This window comes from Citrobacter arsenatis, from assembly GCF_004353845.1.
Lineage (GTDB): Bacteria > Pseudomonadota > Gammaproteobacteria > Enterobacterales > Enterobacteriaceae > Citrobacter > Citrobacter arsenatis.
Genome location: NZ_CP037864.1, coordinates 537,687 through 557,793 on the forward strand (window position 1 = coordinate 537,687; position 20,107 = coordinate 557,793).

Sequence of the window (20,107 nt, forward strand, 5' to 3'; positions counted from 1 at the left end):
GCTGACCCAGACAGGAGGCTGAATAATCCGTAAGGAGCAATTCGATGCGTCATTACGAAATCGTTTTTATGGTCCATCCTGACCAGAGCGAACAGGTTCCGGGTATGATCGAACGCTACACTGCTGCCATCACTGGCGCAGAAGGCACGATCCACCGTCTGGAAGACTGGGGTCGCCGTCAGCTGGCTTACCCGATCAACAAACTGCACAAAGCTCACTACGTTCTGCTGAACGTTGAAGCGCCGCAGGAAGTGATCGATGAGCTGGAAACTACCTTCCGCTTCAACGATGCCGTTATCCGCAGCATGGTTATGCGTACTAAACACGCTGTTACCGAAGCATCTCCGATGGTTAAAGCGAAAGACGAGCGCCGTGAGCGTCGCGATGATTTCGCTAACGAAACCGCAGATGATGCTGAAGCTGGGGATTCTGAAGAGTAATTTCTGATGACCAACCGTCTGGCGCTGTCCGGCACCGTGTGCAGGGCTCCCCTTCGAAAGGTCAGTCCATCAGGAATTCCTCATTGCCAGTTCGTGCTTGAGCATCGTTCTGTGCAGGAGGAAGCCGGGTTTCACCGGCAGGCGTGGTGCCAAATGCCCGTTATTATTAGCGGACATGAAAACCAGGCCATTACTCACAGTATAACGGTCGGTAGCGCAGTGACCGTTCAGGGGTTCATCTCTTGCCACAAGGCAAAGAACGGCCTGAGCAAAATGGTTCTGCATGCCGAGCAGATTGAATTGATAGATTCTGGAGACTAGCCATATGGCACGTTATTTCCGTCGTCGCAAGTTCTGCCGTTTCACCGCGGAAGGCGTTCAAGAGATCGACTATAAAGATATCGCTACGCTGAAAAACTACATCACCGAAAGCGGTAAGATTGTCCCAAGCCGTATCACCGGTACCCGTGCAAAATACCAGCGTCAGCTGGCTCGCGCTATCAAACGCGCTCGCTACCTGTCCCTGCTGCCGTACACTGATCGTCATCAGTAATCGGTCACGGTCCATTAATACGACTTTGAGAGGATAAGGTAATGCAAGTTATTCTGCTTGATAAAGTAGCAAACCTGGGTAGCCTGGGTGATCAGGTTAACGTTAAAGCGGGCTATGCTCGTAACTTCCTGGTACCACAGGGTAAAGCTGTTCCTGCTACCAAGAAAAACGTTGAATTTTTCGAAGCGCGTCGCGCTGAACTCGAAGCTAAACTGGCTGACGTTCTGTCCGCTGCTGAAGCTCGTGCTGAGAAAATCAACGCACTGGAAACCGTAACCATCGCGTCTAAAGCTGGCGACGAAGGTAAACTGTTCGGTTCCATCGGTACTCGCGACATCGCTGACGCTGTAACTGCAGCTGGCGTTGAAGTAGCTAAGAGCGAAGTTCGTCTGCCGAACGGCGTTCTGCGTACCACTGGTGAGCACGAAGTGAGCTTCCAGGTTCACAGCGAAGTGTTTGCTAAGCTGACTGTAAACGTAGTTGCAGAATAAGTTTTTATTCTGATGACCGCGTAAAAGCGCCGGCCCTGTGCCGGCGTTTTGCTTTTCTGTTCCCCGCTTTTCTCTCTGGCTATTCTTTATCCTTTTCGGGATAATCACAAAAATAAAACATTATTTCAAAGTGGTGATGGAATGGAACCAACGCACCAACCTCTGTTTGCGCGTAAAAATGTTGTCTACCTGAGCGCGGCGTTTTGCTGCCTGCTGTGGGGGAGCGCCTATCCGGCGATCAAAAGCGGATATGAGATCTTCCAGATTGCCACGGATGACATTCCCTCAAAAATTGTCTTTGCTGGCTATCGCTTCCTGTTTGCTGGATTGTTGCTGCTACTGCTGGCGGTGGCGCAGCGTAAACCGATTGGCCGATTAAGCCCGCGTCAATATGGTCAGCTCACGCTATTAGGGCTGACGCAAACCTCGCTGCAATACATCTTCTTCTACGTTGGCCTGGCGTTCACGACGGGGGTGAAAGGGTCCATCATGAACGCGACCGGGACCTTCTTCAGCGTGCTGCTGGCCCATTTTATCTACCATAATGACAAACTGAGCTACAACAAAGCGCTGGGCTGTATCCTCGGCTTTGCTGGCGTGATGGTAGTGAACTTTAGCAGCGGAATGGATTTTAGTTTCAGCCTGTTAGGCGACGGATCAGTAGTGATGGCGGCCTTTATTCTCTCTGCTGCCACGCTATATGGAAAACGTATTTCTCAGACGGTGGACCCGACGGTAATGACAGGGTACCAGTTGGGCGGTGGCGGTCTGGTGTTGGTTATCGGCGGTTACGCGTTTGGCGGGACGTTGACCGTACACGGCGCGTCTTCGGTGGCGATTCTGGGCTACCTGACGTTACTCTCTTCAGTCGCCTTTGCCTTGTGGAGTATTCTGCTCAAGCATAACCGCGTGGGAATGATTGCACCATTTAACTTCTTGATCCCCGTTTCTGGAGCGGTACTGTCGGCGATATTCCTCGGCGAAAACATTCTCGAATGGAAATATGCGCTGGCGCTGGTGCTGGTCTGTTCGGGGATCTGGTGGGTGAACAAGGTGAAACGTTGACGCTTCACCTTGATGCCTGATGGCGCTCGCTTATCAGGCCGACAATCGTGCTTAACGAGCGCGAATAAAACTGCCGTTAGGCTGGCGGGTAAACAGAACCTGCTGGCCATTTCCGGTATCAATGGTTAATCCCGTCACCACGCCGCTGGCATTCTGTCTGATCTGCACCATCTGACCGTCTTTCAGGTTGCTCAGCGGTTTTCCGGCGCCTTCAACCTGCGCCATCGCGTACACATCTGTTGGCGGGAGGTTATGGTCACGGAATACCTGAGCCAGCGTTTTGCCCGAGTCCACGCGATAGGAGCGCCACTGCTGGTCAATTCCGCTATCCTGCTGGAAAGGTTGCGTTTGTGGTTGAGATTGCTGGACCTGCGGCTGCGCGTCAGGTTCGCCTTCCTGGATCGGTTCCGGGGCAACCGGAGCGACCTGGCCTGGATCGTTTTGAGGCGGGACGAGCTGTGCCTGCAGTTGAGCCTCGGTCGGTGGCTGCGACTGTGACTGTAAATCCAGCTGGGCAGTACGCGTAACCACAGGGGCATCGCTGGTGTCACTGGAAGGGAGCAGGAAACCTATCACCAGCACGATAGCAGCAATAATAATGCCGCGGCGGTGCATAGGCGGTAGCGGATCCATAATGCGAAAATTGTCCGGTGCATGCCAGATTTTCGCCAGGGTTGGTTTTAATTCAAAGCGCCCGGGCATGGCTTTCCTCCTGCTCCGCGTCTCGTTCCTCGATCATAGAGTATAGATGGCTAACGCTATGATGTTCGTCATATTACCCGCTTTCGTGACGTCAACGCGGGATATTCCTATTGTTTATGTTTCCTCGCGATTTGTCATCTGTTCCCGAGACAAAGTTTTACCGGATGCGGCATGGCTGATATGCTGCCCGCTCTTTTACATCCGATGAAAGGAAATATGATGGCTAACCCGACTTTTGACACTATCGAAGCGCAAGCAAGCTATGGCATTGGTTTGCAGGTAGGACAACAGCTGAGCGAATCCGGACTGGAAGGACTGTTGCCTGAAGCGCTGGTAGCGGGTATCGCTGACGCGCTGGAAGGTAAGCACCCGGCAGTGCCGGTTGATGTTGTGCATCGCGCACTGCGTGAAATCCACGAACGCGCTGATGCAGTACGTCGCGAGCGTTTCCAGGCAATGGCGGCCGATGGCGTCAAATATCTGGAAGAAAACCGTGAGAAAGACGGTGTGAACAGCACTGAATCCGGTTTGCAGTTCCGTGTTCTGACCCAGGGCGAAGGCGCTATTCCGGCGCGTACTGACCGCGTTCGCGTGCACTACACCGGCAAACTGATCGACGGTACCGTGTTTGACAGCTCTGTCGCACGCGGCGAACCGGCTGAATTCCCGGTTAACGGCGTTATCCCTGGCTGGATTGAAGCCCTGACCCTGATGCCGGTAGGTTCTAAATGGGAACTGACTATTCCTCAGGAACTGGCTTACGGTGAACGTGGCGCTGGTGCGTCCATTCCTCCGTTCAGCACGCTGGTGTTCGACGTTGAGCTGCTTGAGATCCTGTAAGCAGTGACTTCTGTTCCCCCCGAGGCCGGGGGGAGCAAAAAAATAGCGTGAAAAGCTATAGTTACGTCGTTGTCGATATTTTATTTTGCAAATGCCTCATCAGCGTGTATTTTTGTGAGCTAATTCGCGCTATCAGAGTGATATGACACTCACTTTAAACATTAAATTAACATTATATCTAAATCTTAGTATTCATCCCGCCAATTCTTACCTAATATCGATGAGTCCTGATAACAGGATCGTCGTATCATAGACACACTAAAGGCCGTAGAGCCTGAACAACACAGACAGGTACAGGAAGAAAAAACATGGTAGATCAGGTAAAAGTCGACGCCGCTGAAGAGGCTTCGTCTGAACAGTCGCTACGGCGCAATCTCACAAACCGTCATATCCAACTTATTGCCATTGGTGGTGCTATCGGTACCGGCCTGTTTATGGGCTCTGGTAAAACCATCAGTCTCGCCGGACCGTCGATCATCTTTGTGTATATGATCATCGGTTTTATGCTGTTTTTCGTGATGCGGGCAATGGGGGAATTGCTGCTTTCGAATCTGGAGTACAAGTCGTTTAGTGATTTTGCCTCCGACCTGCTCGGGCCATGGGCCGGGTACTTTACCGGCTGGACCTACTGGTTCTGCTGGGTCGTTACCGGGATGGCAGACGTTGTCGCCATTACCGCCTATGCGCAATTCTGGTTCCCTGAACTGTCAGACTGGGTCGCCTCGCTGGCGGTGATCGTGCTGCTGCTGAGCCTCAACCTTGCCACCGTAAAAATGTTCGGTGAGATGGAGTTCTGGTTTGCGATGATCAAAATCGTCGCTATCATTGGCCTGATTGTCGTCGGTCTGGTGATGGTGCTGACGCACTTCCAGTCGCCAACCGGCGTTCAGGCATCGTTCACGCATCTGTGGAATGACGGTGGCTGGTTCCCGAAAGGGCTAAGCGGCTTCTTTGCCGGCTTCCAGATTGCGGTGTTCGCGTTTGTAGGCATTGAACTGGTGGGGACAACCGCTGCGGAAACCAAGGATCCGGAGAAATCTCTGCCGCGCGCCATTAACTCGATTCCAATCCGTATCATCATGTTTTACGTGTTCGCGCTGATCGTGATTATGTCCGTCACGCCGTGGAGCTCGGTAGTGCCAACCAAGAGCCCATTCGTTGAACTGTTTGTGCTGGTCGGTCTGCCTGCTGCGGCGAGCCTGATCAACTTTGTGGTACTGACTTCAGCGGCCTCTTCTGCAAACAGCGGCGTGTTCTCTACCAGCCGTATGCTGTTCGGCCTGGCGCAGGAAGGCGTTGCGCCTAAAGCGTTTGCCAAACTCTCAAAACGCGCAGTTCCGGCGAAGGGGTTAACCTTCTCCTGTATCTGTCTGCTGGGCGGTGTGGTGATGCTGTACGTGAACCCGAGCGTGATTGGCGCATTCACCATGATCACCACCGTGTCGGCGATTTTGTTCATGTTCGTCTGGACCATCATTCTTTGCTCGTACCTGGTGTACCGCAAGCAGCGTCCGCACCTGCATGAAAAATCAATCTACAAGATGCCGCTCGGCAAGTTGATGTGCTGGGTATGTATGGCGTTCTTCGTCTTCGTACTGGTACTGCTGACGCTGGAAGATGATACCCGTCAGGCGCTGATCGTCACGCCGCTGTGGTTCATCGCGCTGGGTCTGGGCTGGTTGTTTATCGGTAAGAAACGTATGGCAGGCGTGCGTTAATCGCTAAGACGTGAGATGTAGGCCGGATAAGGCGTTTACGCCACATCCGGCAATATGCCGCCGGGATTGCGTGATGCGCTGCGCTTATCAGGCCTGCGTTCTGACACAAAAAAGGCCACATAAGCAGTGGCCGAATTCGGACTTCAGGAAGGCGCTCTCGGGCGCCTTTTTTTATTCACCTGCGAGGGCACGCGGGAACAACACATTATTTTCCAGACTGATGTGTTCCATCAGGTCGTCGATCATCTCGTTGATGCCGTTATACATGGCTTTCCAGGTGGTGCAGGCTTCTGGCGGCGGGGTCACGTTATGGGTGATGTGTTTGATCACTTCGACCAGTTCACCCGCATCGTCATGTTCGCTTTCCATCACGCTGATTGGCCCCATCGCCTGGCTACCCATGCCCTGTTTGATCATCGGGAACAGGATCTGCTCTTCTTTCATCATGTGGCTGGACAGTTCTTCATGCAACATGGTCAGATTTTTCGCCAGACCGCGCGGTACGTTCGGTTTGTCTGCGTGAACGCGTTCAACTTTAGTGGCCTGCAGGATCAGCTCCGGCAGCTGTTCGCGGTGTCTGTCGTGAAAACGCACGATGATATGGTCGATGATTTCAGCCAGCGCCACGGTACGCCAGTCTTTCTCCAACGGTTGTTCAGCCAGCTGCGCGAGCTGCGCCTCAATGACGTCTAAATCCAGCTCTTTACGCGCGGCAGCGCGTGCCAGCGTTTGCTTACCGCCGCAGCAGTAATCCATATCGTATTTACGAAACAGGGCTGAAGCGCGAGGAATAGAGAGCGCCAGTTCACCTAAAGGTTGATCGCGATAAGACATTGCCGTTACCTCATTCTCAATAATATAAGGTGTATTTTAAATGCAACTTATGGCGAAGGATATAACCCTTTCGGGGTGGGGTGTTTTGTGATGAACGTCACGAAAATTTCTTATTTCGTTAACGTGCTGAATCTTATTGAAAAGGGGAGAAATGGCGAAAAAAGCCGCGCGACAGGATTAAATAAGCGCACGCCGCTGCCGATAGTTAGACCTCAGACAATACCTGCATAATAAAAGGCTACAGATGTTCAAACGAATCAAAGTGATAACCTTACTTATCACCGTGTTACTCGCCCTGGGCGCAATGCAGCTCATCTCCGCGGGCGTCTTTATTGGCGCGCTCAATAACGATAAGCAAAACTTCAACGTCTCTCAGCTTTCCAGCCAGAATGTGGCTGAGTTTACCGATGCGTGGATTAGCCTGAACCAGGCTCGCGTCACGCTCAACCGGGGCATGCTGCGTTTACAGGGAACGATGGCCAGCGATATTAACGGCGGTCAGTTGAAGGAACTGGTGAACACGGCAAATCGCCTGTTGGCTGAATCGAAAGAGCATTACGATAAATACTACGCTCTGCCGGAAACGCCGGGGCTTGATGAGCATCTGGCCGATCGACTGGAGGAGCAGTACGGCATCTATTCTGCGACGCTGGCTAAAATGAACGCGCTGCTGGCTGAAGGAAAGCTGGAAGAGATGTTCAAGCAGAATGCGGAACAAAAGCAAACGGCCATGCAGGACGTTTATCGGCAATGGCGTAGTGCGCAAACGGCGCTGGCCACTGCCGGAGTGCAGGACAATGAGAGTGATTACCAGAAGATAATCTGGCTGCTGTCTGCGGTGATGCTGATTGTCGTCACCGTGATTATCGCCAGTTGGCTGGCGATGCAGCGAGTACTGCTCAAGCCGCTGCATGAGGTGATGGGACATATTCGCCATATTGCCGCAGGTGATTTGACGCATCGCATCAACGCCGATGGCAGTAATGAAATGGCGCTGCTGGCAGGCAACGTCCGCGATATGCAGCAGGCGCTGGCGAACACGGTCAGCGTGGTGCGTGACGGAGCTGATACCATCTATACCGGCGCGGGTGAAATTGCCGCTGGCAGTAACGATCTCTCGTCACGTACCGAACAGCAGGCCGCCTCTCTGGAAGAGACCGCTGCCAGCATGGAGCAGCTCACGGCGACCGTGAAGCAGAACGCGGATAACGCGCGTCAGGCGACCAGTCTGGCAAAAGACGCTTCACAGACGGCGCAGAAAGGTGGAACCGTGGTTGATGGTGTGGTGCGTACGATGGATGAAATCGCCACCAGTTCCAACAAAATCGCGCAAATTACTAACGTTATCGACGGTATTGCCTTCCAGACCAATATTCTGGCACTGAACGCGGCGGTAGAAGCAGCGCGTGCGGGCGAGCAGGGACGCGGGTTTGCCGTGGTTGCAGGCGAAGTTCGTACGCTGGCGCAGCGTAGCGCTCAGGCGGCGAAGGAGATTAAAGCGCTGATTGATGACTCGGGGAATCGGGTCAATGCCGGTACGGCGCTGGTGCATGAAGCGGGTGAAACGATGGCGGAAATTGTTAGCGCCGTGACTCGCGTGACCGACATCATGGGCGAGATTGCCTCGGCCTCTGATGAACAGAGTCGGGGTATCGATCAGGTAGGCCAGGCGGTTGCCGAGATGGATCGCGTGACGCAGCAAAACGCCTCGCTGGTGGAGGAGTCCGCATCCGCCGCCGCCGCGCTAGAAGAGCAGGCTGCGCGGTTGAACCAGACGGTGGCGGTATTTAAAATCTCCCGCCAGCAGTCGATGCAGAACGCGCCAGTGAAGAAAGCCTTCGTGCCAACGGCGAAAGCTGCGCCGCTCAACGAAGCGAACTGGGAAACCTTTTAGGTAACCGTTAGCATCTTGCCGGATGGCGGCGTAAACGCCTTATCCGGCCTACATGAGATCGTACAGTCCTTGTAGGCCTGATAAGCGCAGCGCCATCAGGCATCCCCCGAAACCGGCACTACCGCCGGTTTCTGCGGTTTTGACCGCACCGCAATCACCACGCCTATTACCAGCAGCGTAATTCCGCTCAGCGTCAACATCGGCGGCATCTCCTCGCGCAGTATAAAGGTGTACAGCAGGCCAGCCAGCGTTTCGAAGACAATCAGCGGGCCGAGGATCACCGTCGGCAGCTTCTGGCTGGCGACGTTCCAGCACAGTGCGCCAACCCACGAACACAATACCGCAATGGCTATCATCAGGCCGATAAACACGCCTGGACGCGGGCCGAAGGGCAGAGCGAAGTCCGGCGTTTGCACATTCAGCCAGAGGCAGGCGGCAATATAACCGAGCAGAGAAACGGGCAGCGTCACCAGCGCCTGGGCCGTCGCCCACATCATCGGGTGTTTATCCGGATTCTCGCGTAGCCAGCGGGCGTTACGCAGCGCATACCATGCCCAGCACACCACCGAGACCAGCGCCAGCACGATACCGGAACCATAACGCCAGCCGCTAAAGTCGGGTAACCCCTGATTCAGCTCCGAGATATTCACGCACAGCAGCCCCATGCCAATCAACACCAGCGCAGGCGCCAGACGCCACCAGGATAATTTTCCGTCACGCTGGCTGTAGAGCAGGTTGGCGAAAACCGGGATCACCACCGGCAATGTACCGATAATCATCGTTGAAACCGGCGCGCCGGTGCGCTGAATAGCGCTTGCCAGGCAGACGTAATAAATCAGATTACCCATCATCGTTAGCGCCAGTGCCGTTATCCAGTCTTTACGCGTCAACTGGCGCAGGCGCACACGCCCCAGCCAGGCGATCGGTAACGCTATCAGCCCCAGCGCCAGATAACGCCCCATCGACTGCAATACCGCCGGGTATTCCGGTACGATCAGCGGTCCAACAAAAATTAATCCCCACATCAGCCCGGCCAGCAGGGCATACAACACGCCGCTAATCATTTTTGACATCCACATCATTAAACATTGCGTGAGTGTAGGCAGGGAGAGCGCAGCCGTATTGTATGAGATTGCGCATTAGCGCGAATAAACCTGCTTCTGATAACGTACCGGCGTAATGCCGTAACGATGAGTAAACGCGCGGGTGAGATGCGACTGGTCGGTGAGACCCGTTGCGGCGGCGACTTCTGCGGCGGGCATACCGTGAGTGAGAAAACCTTTGGCTCGCCATAGGCGGATCGCCATCAGCATCTGGTGCGGCGTGACGTGGAAATGAGACTTAAACTGACGCTGAAAATGCCAGGGACTCAGCGATGCAACCCGCGCCAGTTCGTCGAGCGTGATCGGATGCATATAATTATCGTGCAGATACTCGCGCACCCGTTCAAAGCGATGAGCACCCTCCGGCAATACCGGCGCATGGCGGGCCAGCGGCTGGAACGTGTCGATCAGATCGAGCAATAATCCTTTTTGCGCCAGCGGATCCTCAGTGTTCCACAGGCCGTGGATCAGCGAGCAGATCTGGTGCGAGCGCTGCGGATCGTGACGCGTTACGTCATGAAACCACCAGTGGCGGATCCCGGTGACCTCTTCCAGAAGGTAGGGTTCAAGATAAATCATCCGATAGCGCCAGCCGTCGGCGGTTTCGGCTTCTCCGGTGTGCAGCTCATCGGGATTCATGGTGACGACGGAATGGGCGGGGGCCACGTATTGCGTGCCGCGATAGCGAAAACGTTCGGCTCCAGCTTCTATCGCGCCAATGCCAAACGCTTCATGGGTGTGCGGCTCAAAGGCGTAACGTGAAATGTGCGCATGATACAGCTCAACGCCCGGCACCTGCGCCAGATGGCGAAAGCGGGCGCTGTCTTTCTCATCAATAAACTGCTCAGGTACACCTTGCACGTTTTCTCTCCCCACGCATCATCCTGTCATTATCAGAGAGGATGCGCGGGGATGCCACCACAATTAACTAATTTTTAACACTTACACGATGCCTTTGACGCTGTCAGCCAACGAGGTGGTCGGGCGACCAATCAGTTTGCTCAGCGTATGGCTGTCGTCGAACAGGCCGCTTTTGGAGGCGCCAGTGTCTGAGTCAGCCAGCATGTCCGCCAGTCCGGCAGGCAGGCCCACACCTTTTAGCGCGGCGGCAAAATCAGCTTCGCTCAGGTTCTGATACACCACTTTTTTACCACTCTGGTTTGCCAGTTCGGCAGCCAGTTGACTCAGGGTCCAGCCTGCGTCGCCCGCCAGCTCATAGGTTTTACCGGCATGACCGTCTTCACTGATGACGCGCGCGGCGGCAGCGGCATAGTCAGCGCGGGTCGCGGAGGCGATTTTGCCTTCTCCCGCCGCGCCAATAAATACGCCATGTTCCAGTGCCGCTGGTGCGCTGGCGAGATAGTTTTCGGTGTACCAGCCGTTACGCAGCAGCGCGTAGGCGATACCGGATTCAGCCAGCATCTTCTCAGTCGCCACATGTTCATCAGCCAGCCCCAGCGGGGAAGTGTCGGCGTGTAGCAGGCTGGTGTAGGCGATAAATTTCACGTGGGCCGCCTGTGCCGCGTTAATCACGTTGCGATGCTGCGGGGCACGTTGTCCCACTTCGCTGGAAGAGATCAGCAGTAGCTTGTCGATACCCTGTAAGGCAGTCGTCAAGGCGGCTTCATCGCTGTAATCCGCCTGACGAACGGTAATACCCTGTTGGCTAAGCGTCGTCGCTTTCGCGGGATTACGCACAATAGCCACAATCTGGCTGGCAGGAACGGTTTTCAGCAGGGATTCAATAACGCGTTGGCCCAGTTGGCCGGTGGCGCCGGTAATCGCGATCATGGGTGACTCCTTGGTATTGGCTTGTGTTTAATCACGCTAACACCTAAACTTACTTTTAGTAAGTACGTACAAAAAGGTTAGTATGAAAATGACAGCTACGACGCTCTCCCAGCAGTTACGCGATGGCAATTTGTTTGCCGAACAGTGTCCTTCCCGCGAGGTGTTAAAACACGTCACCAGCCGCTGGGGGGTGTTGATTCTGGTGGCGCTGCGCGACGGTACGCACCGTTTCAGCGATTTGCGTCGTAAGATGGGCGGCGTCAGTGAAAAAATGTTGGCGCAATCCCTACAGGCGTTAGAGCATGACGGGTTTATCAATCGGGTGTCTTATCCGGTGGTGCCGCCACACGTGGAATATAGTCTGACGCCGTTGGGTGAGCAGGTGAGCGATAAAGTCGCCGCGCTGGCGGACTGGATTGAACAGAATTTGCCGCAGGTTTTGGCGCAGCGGGACGAACGGGCTGCGTAGTTTTGTAGGCCGGATAAGACGCTATTGCGTCGCATCCGGCGCGAAAGTTACTTACTCAAATCCAACTGATAAATCGCAAATCCGATATCATCGGTCGCGACTTTCTTCAGCGGATACTGGCCTTTCTCTTTGATAAACGCTGCGGCTTTATCAGACGGTGATGTTTCAAAGCGAATATCCAGCGGCGTATCGGTGTGAATCGGTGCCAGACGCCAGTTGTTATCTGCTGCCGGGTGAATTTCGCCGGCACTCTTCGTCTGTGCACCTATCCATGCCGCCAGCACCGAGCGGTTTTCATCTGGAGAGGCAAACGCGATGTGGCTGTCGCCGGTTCCGGCAAACTTACCGCCGTAGGCGCGATAGTTGTTGGTCGCGACGAGGAAGGTGGCATTTGGATCAATAGGCTTGCCGTTAAAGGTCAGGTTTTTGATACGCTCAGCTTTCGGGTTAATGGTCTGGCATTCCCCGTCATAGCGGGCGGGTTGTGAAACATCAATCTGATAATTCACGCCGTCAATCACGTCGAAGTTGTAGGTACGAAAGCCGTCCCAGTTAATCAACGACTGTGGTTTGCTGCTGTGGATATCAATCTGATTAAACTGCCCGGCGGAACATTCCAGCCACTCCTTCACCTCTTTGCCGCTGGCTTTCACTACTACCAGGGTGTTGGGATAAAGATACAAATCAGCGGCATTACGGAAGGTTAACTGGCCTTTTTCGACTTCTACGAAGCTAGCCGGATCGTTTTTGCGTCCACCGACTTTAAACGGCGCGGCGGCGGAAAGTACCGGCAGTTTTGCCAGGTCCGGATCGCCCTGGATAAAATGTTCCACATAGGCTTTCTGCGCGTTATTTACCACCTGTACGGTTGGGTCATCCTGAACCAGAGCCAGGTAGCTGTACATGTTGTCGGCGGATTTACCAATCGGCTTGCTGACAAACTCACGCGTGGCGTCATGATCGGCTTTCAGGATCTCAACGATTTTTTTATCTTCTGCTGCCAGTGATTTTTTGCCCGCGGCGTCATAAATTGGGCGCGCCTCGGCTTTCGCCTGGGTAACCTGCCATTTACCGCTGTCGTTATTCAGCACAAGATCCACCACGCCCAGATGATCGCCCCACATGCCCGGCATCACCGCCGGAACGCCATTGAGCGTACCTTTGGTGATATCTGCGCCTTTTATATTGGCAAAGTCTTTACCCGGGAAGACGGCGTGAGCGTGACCAAACATAATGGCATCCACGCCCGGTACTTCGCTGAGGTAATAAACGGAGTTTTCCGCCATCGTTTGATACGGGTCGGCAGAAAGCCCGGAGTGAGCAACCACCACCACGACATCGGCGCCTTTTTCCCGCATTTCGGGAACGTATTTCCGCGCGGTTTCGGTGATGTCGTTCACTGTTACTTTGCCGCTGAGATTGGCTTTATCCCAGGTCATAATCTGCGGTGGTACAAAGCCGATATAGCCAATCTTCAGCGTCTGCTTGTTCCCTTGCTGGTCGACTACCTCAGTGTCTTTGATCAGATAAGGCGTAAACAGCGGCTTTTTAGTCTTAACGTCGATGATATTAGCGTTAACGTAAGGGAACTTTGCCCCGGCCAGCGCGTTGTGCAGATACTCCAGACCGTAGTTGAATTCATGGTTGCCGAGATTACCCACCGCGTAATCCAGGGTGTTCAGCGCCTTATATACCGGGTGAGTCTCGCCCGCTTTCAGCCCTTTGGCTGCCATGTAATCACCAAGCGGGCTGCCCTGAATCAGATCGCCATTATCAACCAGCACGCTGTTTTTGACTTCATCACGCGCAGCGTTGATCAGACTTGCCGTACGTACCAGGCCGAATTTTTCAGTCGGTGTATCTTTGTAATAATCGAAATCCATCATATTGCTATGCAAATCAGTGGTTTCCATTATGCGCAGATCCACGGTCGCGGCATTGACGCTGGCTGCAATCAGCGTTGCCAGAAGCGTTGCACTAAACTTAATCATCAGGGGCATCCTTTTAAGATCTAAGCCACAAAAGAAAATGTATATAAATCTTCTTGCTTACAGAACTGTGAATCATGCCATGAATATAGCGTTTAAAACCGCAGACGCTATCACAGTTGGCGGATCCTCTGACGATCGGGTATAAGTAAAACAACGAGTTAACACCACTGACAGAAACGAGGTGGAGAATGCTAGAACATGTATGCCAGCTTGCACGGAACGCGGGCGATGCCATTATGCAGGTCTACGATGGAATCAAACCGATGGAGATTACCAGCAAGCAGGACGATTCTCCTGTCACGGCGGCGGATATCGCCGCGCATACGGTGATCCTTGAAGGATTACTGGCGCTGACGCCGGATATTCCGGTCCTGTCTGAAGAAGCGCCTCCTGGCTGGGATGTTCGTCAGCACTGGCAGCGCTATTGGCTGGTCGACCCGCTGGACGGTACCAAAGAGTTCATTAAGCGTAACGGTGAATTCACCGTTAATATTGCGCTGATCGAAAAGGGAAAGCCGGTACTGGGCGTGGTTTACGCGCCGGTGATGAAAGTGATGTACAGCGCGGCAGAAGGTAAAGCGTGGAAAGAAGAATGTGGCGTGCGCAAACAAATCCAGGTTCGTGACGCGCGTCCGCCGCTGGTGGTGATTAGCCGCTCGCATGCCGACAATGAGTTAACAGAGTATCTGCAACAGTTGGGGGAGCACCAAACCACCTCGATTGGCTCATCGCTGAAGTTCTGCCTGGTGGCGGAAGGACACGCGCAGCTATATCCGCGTTTTGGGCCAACTAACGTCTGGGATACCGCCGCAGGCCACGCCGTTGCCGCCGCAGCCGGAGCGCACGTTCACGACTGGCAGGGGAAACCACTGGATTACACCCCACGTGAATCGTTCCTCAACCCCGGCTTCCGCGTTTCTATTTACTGAGTAATTTGTGCAGCAGGGCAATTACCTGCTGCACCTCTTCCTGGGTTAACGCACCATCTTTTGCCCACTGAACGCGTCCGTCTTTGTCGAGTACGGCAATAGCGGAACTCTCTTCATCCAGTTGCCAGGTTTTACGCGCAATGCCATTGCTGTCGACAATAAATTGTGACCATGGGTAGAGCTTCTTGTTGCTCTCCAGACTGCTGCGCACAAACATACCGGAGCCGGGAATGGCGTCATCCGTGTTGACGATAGTGGTGGTCTGGTACTTGTCATGCGGCAGGTTGGCCGCCTTGATTGCCTCAATCAGCGTCGCGTTTTTCTCTTTGGCGGAGGTGCGTCCGGCAATGTGTTGCACAATTCGCACTTTCCCAGGCAACTGCGCGCTATTCCAGCTTTTGTAGCTAAACTTATCGTTATCGAGAATCAGTTCGCCGCGATCGGCGATCCCCACCGGCGGCACGCGCTGGTTAGTCTCAAACTTATGTGCGGAGGCAATCATCGGCAGCAGCAGGCACGACAGCGCCAGCAGTTTTTGTAAGGTCATAGGTTTTCCTTCTTTCTTTATTTTGCAGGTGATCCGACCACTTGGGTCTGGAATTTAATCATATGTGCGATTGATGCTTTTTCCCGCAAGCGCGATGCCAGTTTGCGGACGGGCGCACAAATCCTGCGAAAAATGAAGGCTTATACTGAAGACAGCGAAGCGTTGAAAAGATAATTCTGAATAATTGTAACTTGAAGGTAAATAAACTTATACACGCTGGAAACATTAACGAGATAGTCTATAGTCATAGGGCATTAAAATTTGCGCCTGAGGATTGTCGGACCGATTGTGGTACCGCAAAGGCGTAATGCTCAGCAGGAGACAACAATGAAAATTTTCCAACGATACAACCCGCTGCAGGTGGCGAAGTACGTGAAGATCCTGTTTCGTGGACGGTTATATATCAAGGATGTAGGCGCTTTTGAATTTGATAAGGGTAAGATTCTTATCCCAAAAGTGAAGGACAAGCTGCATTTTTCCGTGATGTCCGAAGTTAACCGTCAGGTCTTGCGTCTGCAAACTGAGATGGCTTGATCAAAGTGCTATGCGGTAGTTAAAAAAACGGCTCCTGATGGGAGCCGTTGATGTTTCTGTAAGACGTTAAGATGCCTTTGCCTCTTCTTTTGCATCCGGCAGCTTCGGTACCAGAACGGTAGGTTTGCTGTCCAGACGCGTCACCAGCAGTTGATCGATCTTGTAGTTATCGATATCCACCACTTCAAATTTGTAACCTGAATACTTCACCGAGTCGGTGCGTTTCGGGATTTTACGCAGCATGAACATCATAAAGCCGCCGATGGTTTCATAGTTGCCGGACTGCGGGAACTCGTCGATATCCAGGACGCGCATAACGTCATCAATCGGCGTACCGCCATCGACTAGCCATGAGTTTTCATCGCGTGCCACGATCTGCTCTTCCAGACCCTGGCCGACTAAATCGCCCATCAGCGTCGTCATGACGTCGTTGAGCGTGATAATTCCCACCACCAGCGCGTACTCGTTCATGATGACGGCAAAGTCTTCGCCTGCGGTTTTGAAGCTTTCCAGCGCTTCAGAGAGCGTCAGCGTATCCGGGACAATCAGCGTATTGCGGATCTGTACGCCGCTGTTCAGCGCCATGCTTTGGTTCGCCAGTACGCGGTTGAGGAGATCCTTTGAATCGACATAGCCAATGATGTGGTCGATATCTTCGTTACACACCAGAAATTTGGAGTGCGGATGCTGCGCCACTTTGTTCTTCAGGCTTTGCTCATCTTCGTGGAGATCGAACCAGATAATATTCTCGCGCGAGGTCATTGAAGACGGTACGGTACGGGATTCCAGTTCGAACACATTTTCAATCAGCTCATGTTCCTGCTTACGCAGAACACCCGCCAGCGCACCCGCTTCGACCACGGCGTAAATATCGTCCGAGGTGATGTCGTCTTTACGCACCATTGGGATCTTAAACAGACGGAAAATGTTATTTGCCAGACCGTTAAAGAACCATACCAGCGGGCGGAAGACCAGCAGGCAGAAGCGCATCGGGTTGATGATACGCAAAGCCACAGCTTCTGGCGCAATCATACCGATGCGTTTCGGGGTTAAATCCGCGAACAGGATGAACAGGCCAGTAACCAGCGAGAATGACAGAATAAAGCTTAACTGTTCGGACAGCTCTGGAGCGAAGTACTTTGAGAAAAGGCTGTAAAACGCCGGGGAGAATGCAGCATCCCCTACGATACCGCCGAGAATGGCGACCGCGTTAAGGCCAATTTGCACGACGGTAAAAAACATGCCGGGGTTTTCCTGCATCTTCAATACACGTTGTGCGTTTACGCTGCCTTCATCGGCAAGCAGTTTAAGTTTGATTTTGCGTGATGCAGCAAGCGAGATCTCGGATATCGAGAAAAACGCACTCACGGCGATCAGGCAGAGAATGACTAAAATACTGTTTAACATATCTTATCCGACCGTTAAGGCCAGATCCTCGGAAGGGAGTAATTGATAAATCCGTGTGAAAACCGGCCCGTGGAGTTGAGCCGGTAAATTCAGAAGCTAGTATAGCGTAAGGTACTGTAAAGTCGCCAGAGGAGCTTTTTTGGCCTTATTCTGCGGGGTTAAGTCTGCGCACCATCTGCATCTCTTTTTCGCTATAGGGCGAACCATCCGGCTTTAGCACATCATGAAACCATAGCTGCGCCGTCGTTTCGTCAAGCGGAATATCCGGCCACGGCAGCCAGGTTTGCGTTTTCCCTTGTACCAATCCCCAATGAAAGCTGGAAACGCGCTGGGCGCTAAATAACGGCAGTTGTTCTTCTATTCGGCTATCGACATGGCGTGCCAGCCACTCGGTACAAAAGAGCGGTCTGCCAAATTCGGCCAACTGTGACAGAAGAGACAACTGGCCAGGGGTATCAACATAGGCATGATAGCTAATCACGTCGGAAAGCCGCAGTGCGGCTATATCAATAGGATGCGTGAACGCATTCCCGCACGCAGCGCGATCGTCAATATGCCAGGCCGCTACGGTCAACGGTTGAGACGGTGACTCCTCTCGCGCCCAGCCAAACAGCTGGGTCATCAGGGTTAAGGCGTAAATTTCCAGCCTGTCGTCATAGCGGGCAAATTCGCCGGTATGACAAAATATCCCGCCGTTGCCTGGCTCATTATATAAATCCCAGACGCTGATGCGCGAGTCATGGCGAAAGTAACGGATGATATCTCTGACATAAGCTTCAATTTGCGGCCAACAGCGTCGGTCCAGCACGCAGGCGCGGCCTGGGCTACCCGCGGCCTGGCTGTTGTGAATCCCTGGAACCGGGGATTTCTGCGGACCGATAACGGGTTCATCACCGGAAAAAGCGCAGTCGTCGAGCAGCGTCAGCATCACTTTTATGCCGTGGCGGTGGGCAATGCTCAGGAAGAGTTCGATGCGTTCGAGCAGACCATCGCGGTCGTGCTGCCAGACGGTAAACGGTAAATTTGTTCGTAGCTGGTTATAACCATACCGGCTGGCCCAGCCGAGTTCCTGATCGATAGTGCTGCTATCGAAACTCTCTGCTTGCCACATTTCGAGCCAGTTAACTGCGGTGCGCGGCAAGTAGTTAAAACCACAGCCCCAGGCTTGCTGTTGATACCAGCTTTGCGCCCGTGCTTTGCTCCATGGGTTATACATGATATGCTCCTTATTCTGCATCTGAGAGACTGACGCGTCCCGTTGCACGCTGGGTAGCGCTGCCACCCCAAACCTCATCGTACTCGTAGCCGGTGAGCTGTTTGATCACCACCCGGGTTTCTTCATCGCAGTCGCGATAATTGCCACCCAGCTTGCGGCGGGCGATCTCTTTGAGCAGGACTTTGTGGGTTTCGCGGGTCAGTTTGAATTTGTAGGTGGTGTAGAAACTCACCGCCAGCAGCGCTGCGGTCGCAAAGATCATTAATCCGATAATGGCGTGGAGCGCGCTTTCCGGCTGCGCGCCGCTGCCTTTTACAAAGCCGGACTCTTCCAGCACCATGCCGATAAGCAAAATAGCGATGGCCACCGTACTTTTACGGGTGAGTACCATAACGCCGGCAAAAATCCCTTCGCGACGCTGCTGGGTCACCATCTCATCGATGTCAGGAATAAAGCTGTAGATATTCCATGGGATATAGTAAAGACCAGAACGCGCCATGCCGAGCAGAATAAAGATCGCAGAGAACAGAATATTGGATACCTGGGTTTCGGTATAATAAATAATAAATAAAAATACCAATACGCTAAATATACAGGTGTAAGAGAGGCGTAGTGCTGCTGACGGAGTTATATTGAGTTTGTTCAATAATAGCATAAATCCGTAGGTGCCAAAAACTGAAGCAAAAGCGGCAATGCTTAACCAGCCAGAAACGGAGGCGGCATCCTGGCTCAAACAATAAACCACGTAATAGGTAAATACTGAGCCGAATACATCCATAGCGGTAAATGAGAAAATATAAATAATGATATGCAGGCGAAATGCCCGGATCCTGAAAGAAGAGAGCAGATCGAGTATCAAATATTTAAGGTGATTCAGTATCCCGCTATTGCGCTGCAGGTCCGCCTGGAACGTCTCTTCCTGAACGTCTTTGGCCTCCCACGTGCAGCGCCAGGTTATGAACACTGCGATGCAGAACACGACGGAAAAGATCAGCCCGGTTAGCGTATAGGTAAACGGATTATCTTTGCCGGTAAACTGCATCAGGACGCCGGGTACCGATACGGCCAGAAATCCGCCCAGCTGCGAGCAGATCATGCGCACACCGGAGAGGCGGCTGCGCTCTTCGTAGCGGTTGGTCATTTCGGCGGCCAGGGTTTCCCACGGCACCAGCACCATCGCTGAAAGCAGTTCAATCGACAGATAGGTTCCCAGGTAGTACCAATAACCCATGTCGGTCAGCCACAGCAGGGCATAGAGAAACATTAAAGGAGAGCTGAGTAATAAAAAGAAGCGGCGACGGCCAAATCTGCGGCCCAGCCACGTGTCGCCAAAATTATCGGTGATATAACCCATAATTGGGCTAAGTACAGCATCAATCACGCGGGCAATGGCAAATATTGAGCCTGCTTCCAGCACGCTTAAACCGCAGTAGGTGGTGTAAAAAAATAAAAGCCATGTTCCGATAATGGCGAAAGCACCGCCGCCAAATAAGTCAGTAATGCCATAGCCGATCGCTACACCATAACTGACTCTGCGTTCAGTTGGTTTGACCATAATATTTTCCAGTATGTAGGGTATGCGT

Annotated in this window: 21 protein-coding genes; 11 read left to right on the forward strand and 10 right to left on the reverse strand. The window is 53.1% G+C overall.

Annotated features, from left to right (window positions below; all coding sequences use genetic code 11):
* The first annotated feature begins 44 nt into the window (after window positions 1-44).
* From rpsF to E1B03_RS03560, 5 genes are all read left to right on the forward strand, one after another.
* The gene (rpsF, locus tag E1B03_RS03540; RefSeq protein WP_016151433.1) at window positions 45-440 is read left to right on the forward strand and encodes a 30S ribosomal protein S6; all 396 of its coding nucleotides are present in this window, start codon (window positions 45-47) and stop codon (window positions 438-440) included.
* 6 nt (window positions 441-446) lie between these two features.
* Window positions 447-761 (forward strand): primosomal replication protein N, encoded by a 315-nt coding sequence (gene priB, locus E1B03_RS03545; protein ID WP_003025674.1) that lies wholly within the window; start codon window positions 447-449, stop codon window positions 759-761.
* Between the two features lie 4 nt (window positions 762-765).
* On the forward strand, window positions 766-993 hold the full coding sequence (gene rpsR, locus E1B03_RS03550) for a 30S ribosomal protein S18 (protein ID WP_000135199.1): 228 nt from the start codon (window positions 766-768) through the stop codon (window positions 991-993).
* A gap of 41 nt (window positions 994-1,034) precedes the next feature.
* Window positions 1,035-1,484 (forward strand): 50S ribosomal protein L9, encoded by a 450-nt coding sequence (gene rplI / locus E1B03_RS03555; RefSeq protein WP_003025676.1) that lies wholly within the window; start codon window positions 1,035-1,037, stop codon window positions 1,482-1,484.
* Between the two features lie 141 nt (window positions 1,485-1,625).
* Entirely contained in the window at window positions 1,626-2,549 is a 924-nt protein-coding gene (locus E1B03_RS03560; protein WP_103768629.1) for a DMT family transporter, read from the forward strand.
* Window positions 2,550-2,600: 51 nt separating this feature from the next.
* Here the strand turns inward: E1B03_RS03560 and E1B03_RS03565 are convergent, their stop codons facing one another.
* The gene (locus E1B03_RS03565; protein ID WP_103768628.1) at window positions 2,601-3,251 is read right to left on the reverse strand and encodes a LysM-like peptidoglycan-binding domain-containing protein; all 651 of its coding nucleotides are present in this window, start codon (window positions 3,249-3,251) and stop codon (window positions 2,601-2,603) included.
* A gap of 219 nt (window positions 3,252-3,470) precedes the next feature.
* Here E1B03_RS03565 and bamJ point away from each other — a divergent pair, with 219 nt between their 5' ends.
* Both bamJ and cycA read left to right on the forward strand, forming a co-directional pair.
* On the forward strand, window positions 3,471-4,091 hold the full coding sequence (bamJ, locus tag E1B03_RS03570; RefSeq protein WP_029139741.1) for a BamJ family beta-barrel-assembly machinery protein: 621 nt from the start codon (window positions 3,471-3,473) through the stop codon (window positions 4,089-4,091).
* 308 nt (window positions 4,092-4,399) lie between these two features.
* The gene (cycA, locus tag E1B03_RS03575; RefSeq protein WP_103768627.1) at window positions 4,400-5,809 is read left to right on the forward strand and encodes a D-serine/D-alanine/glycine transporter; all 1,410 of its coding nucleotides are present in this window, start codon (window positions 4,400-4,402) and stop codon (window positions 5,807-5,809) included.
* Window positions 5,810-5,980: 171 nt separating this feature from the next.
* Here cycA and ytfE read toward each other — a convergent pair whose 3' ends face one another.
* Complete coding sequence (gene ytfE, locus E1B03_RS03580; RefSeq protein WP_103768626.1) at window positions 5,981-6,643, reverse strand: iron-sulfur cluster repair protein YtfE; 663 nt, start codon at window positions 6,641-6,643, stop codon at window positions 5,981-5,983.
* Between the two features lie 244 nt (window positions 6,644-6,887).
* Between ytfE and E1B03_RS03585 the strand changes: the two genes are divergently transcribed.
* The gene (locus E1B03_RS03585; protein ID WP_103768625.1) at window positions 6,888-8,537 is read left to right on the forward strand and encodes a methyl-accepting chemotaxis protein; all 1,650 of its coding nucleotides are present in this window, start codon (window positions 6,888-6,890) and stop codon (window positions 8,535-8,537) included.
* Window positions 8,538-8,632: 95 nt separating this feature from the next.
* On the opposite strand, the gene E1B03_RS03590 is transcribed toward E1B03_RS03585, so the two are convergent.
* The 3 genes from E1B03_RS03590 to E1B03_RS03600 all read right to left on the reverse strand — a co-directional run bounded on the left by E1B03_RS03590 (window position 8,633) and on the right by E1B03_RS03600 (window position 11,431).
* Window positions 8,633-9,601: a DMT family transporter gene (locus E1B03_RS03590; RefSeq protein WP_103768624.1), complete on the reverse strand. Its 969-nt coding sequence runs from the start codon at window positions 9,599-9,601 to the stop codon at window positions 8,633-8,635.
* A 75-nt stretch (window positions 9,602-9,676) separates the two neighbouring features.
* A complete protein-coding gene (locus E1B03_RS03595; RefSeq protein ID WP_133085684.1) occupies window positions 9,677-10,501 on the reverse strand; it encodes an AraC family transcriptional regulator in 825 nt (274 codons plus the stop codon).
* A gap of 81 nt (window positions 10,502-10,582) precedes the next feature.
* Window positions 10,583-11,431: an SDR family oxidoreductase gene (locus E1B03_RS03600; protein ID WP_133085685.1), complete on the reverse strand. Its 849-nt coding sequence runs from the start codon at window positions 11,429-11,431 to the stop codon at window positions 10,583-10,585.
* Between the two features lie 88 nt (window positions 11,432-11,519).
* Here E1B03_RS03600 and E1B03_RS03605 point away from each other — a divergent pair, with 88 nt between their 5' ends.
* Window positions 11,520-11,900: a winged helix-turn-helix transcriptional regulator gene (locus tag E1B03_RS03605; RefSeq protein WP_103768684.1), complete on the forward strand. Its 381-nt coding sequence runs from the start codon at window positions 11,520-11,522 to the stop codon at window positions 11,898-11,900.
* A gap of 47 nt (window positions 11,901-11,947) precedes the next feature.
* Here the strand turns inward: E1B03_RS03605 and E1B03_RS03610 are convergent, their stop codons facing one another.
* The gene (locus tag E1B03_RS03610; protein ID WP_103768622.1) at window positions 11,948-13,891 is read right to left on the reverse strand and encodes a bifunctional 2',3'-cyclic-nucleotide 2'-phosphodiesterase/3'-nucleotidase; all 1,944 of its coding nucleotides are present in this window, start codon (window positions 13,889-13,891) and stop codon (window positions 11,948-11,950) included.
* A gap of 188 nt (window positions 13,892-14,079) precedes the next feature.
* Here E1B03_RS03610 and cysQ point away from each other — a divergent pair, with 188 nt between their 5' ends.
* Window positions 14,080-14,820, forward strand: a complete 741-nt coding sequence (gene cysQ, locus E1B03_RS03615) for a 3'(2'),5'-bisphosphate nucleotidase CysQ (RefSeq protein WP_103768621.1) — start codon at window positions 14,080-14,082, stop codon at window positions 14,818-14,820.
* Here the strand turns inward: cysQ and E1B03_RS03620 are convergent.
* The gene (locus E1B03_RS03620; protein WP_133085686.1) at window positions 14,810-15,367 is read right to left on the reverse strand and encodes a YtfJ family protein; all 558 of its coding nucleotides are present in this window, start codon (window positions 15,365-15,367) and stop codon (window positions 14,810-14,812) included. The two genes, cysQ and E1B03_RS03620, sit on opposite strands and share 11 nt — an antisense overlap.
* 327 nt (window positions 15,368-15,694) lie before the next feature.
* Between E1B03_RS03620 and E1B03_RS03630 the strand changes: the two genes are divergently transcribed.
* Window positions 15,695-15,901 carry a DUF1107 domain-containing protein gene (locus tag E1B03_RS03630; protein WP_003025710.1) on the forward strand — a complete coding sequence of 69 codons (207 nt, stop codon included), beginning with the start codon at window positions 15,695-15,697 and terminating at the stop codon, window positions 15,899-15,901.
* 66 nt (window positions 15,902-15,967) lie between these two features.
* Here the strand turns inward: E1B03_RS03630 and paeA are convergent, their stop codons facing one another.
* The 3 genes from paeA to E1B03_RS03645 form a co-directional block, all read right to left on the reverse strand.
* On the reverse strand, window positions 15,968-17,308 hold the full coding sequence (paeA, locus tag E1B03_RS03635) for a polyamine export protein PaeA (protein ID WP_103768619.1): 1,341 nt from the start codon (window positions 17,306-17,308) through the stop codon (window positions 15,968-15,970).
* Window positions 17,309-17,453: 145 nt separating this feature from the next.
* Entirely contained in the window at window positions 17,454-18,524 is a 1,071-nt protein-coding gene (locus tag E1B03_RS03640; protein ID WP_133085687.1) for a glycoside hydrolase 5 family protein, read from the reverse strand.
* 10 nt (window positions 18,525-18,534) lie between these two features.
* On the reverse strand, window positions 18,535-20,079 hold the full coding sequence (locus E1B03_RS03645) for an MFS transporter (RefSeq protein ID WP_103768617.1): 1,545 nt from the start codon (window positions 20,077-20,079) through the stop codon (window positions 18,535-18,537).
* Window positions 20,080-20,107: the final 28 nt, after the last annotated feature.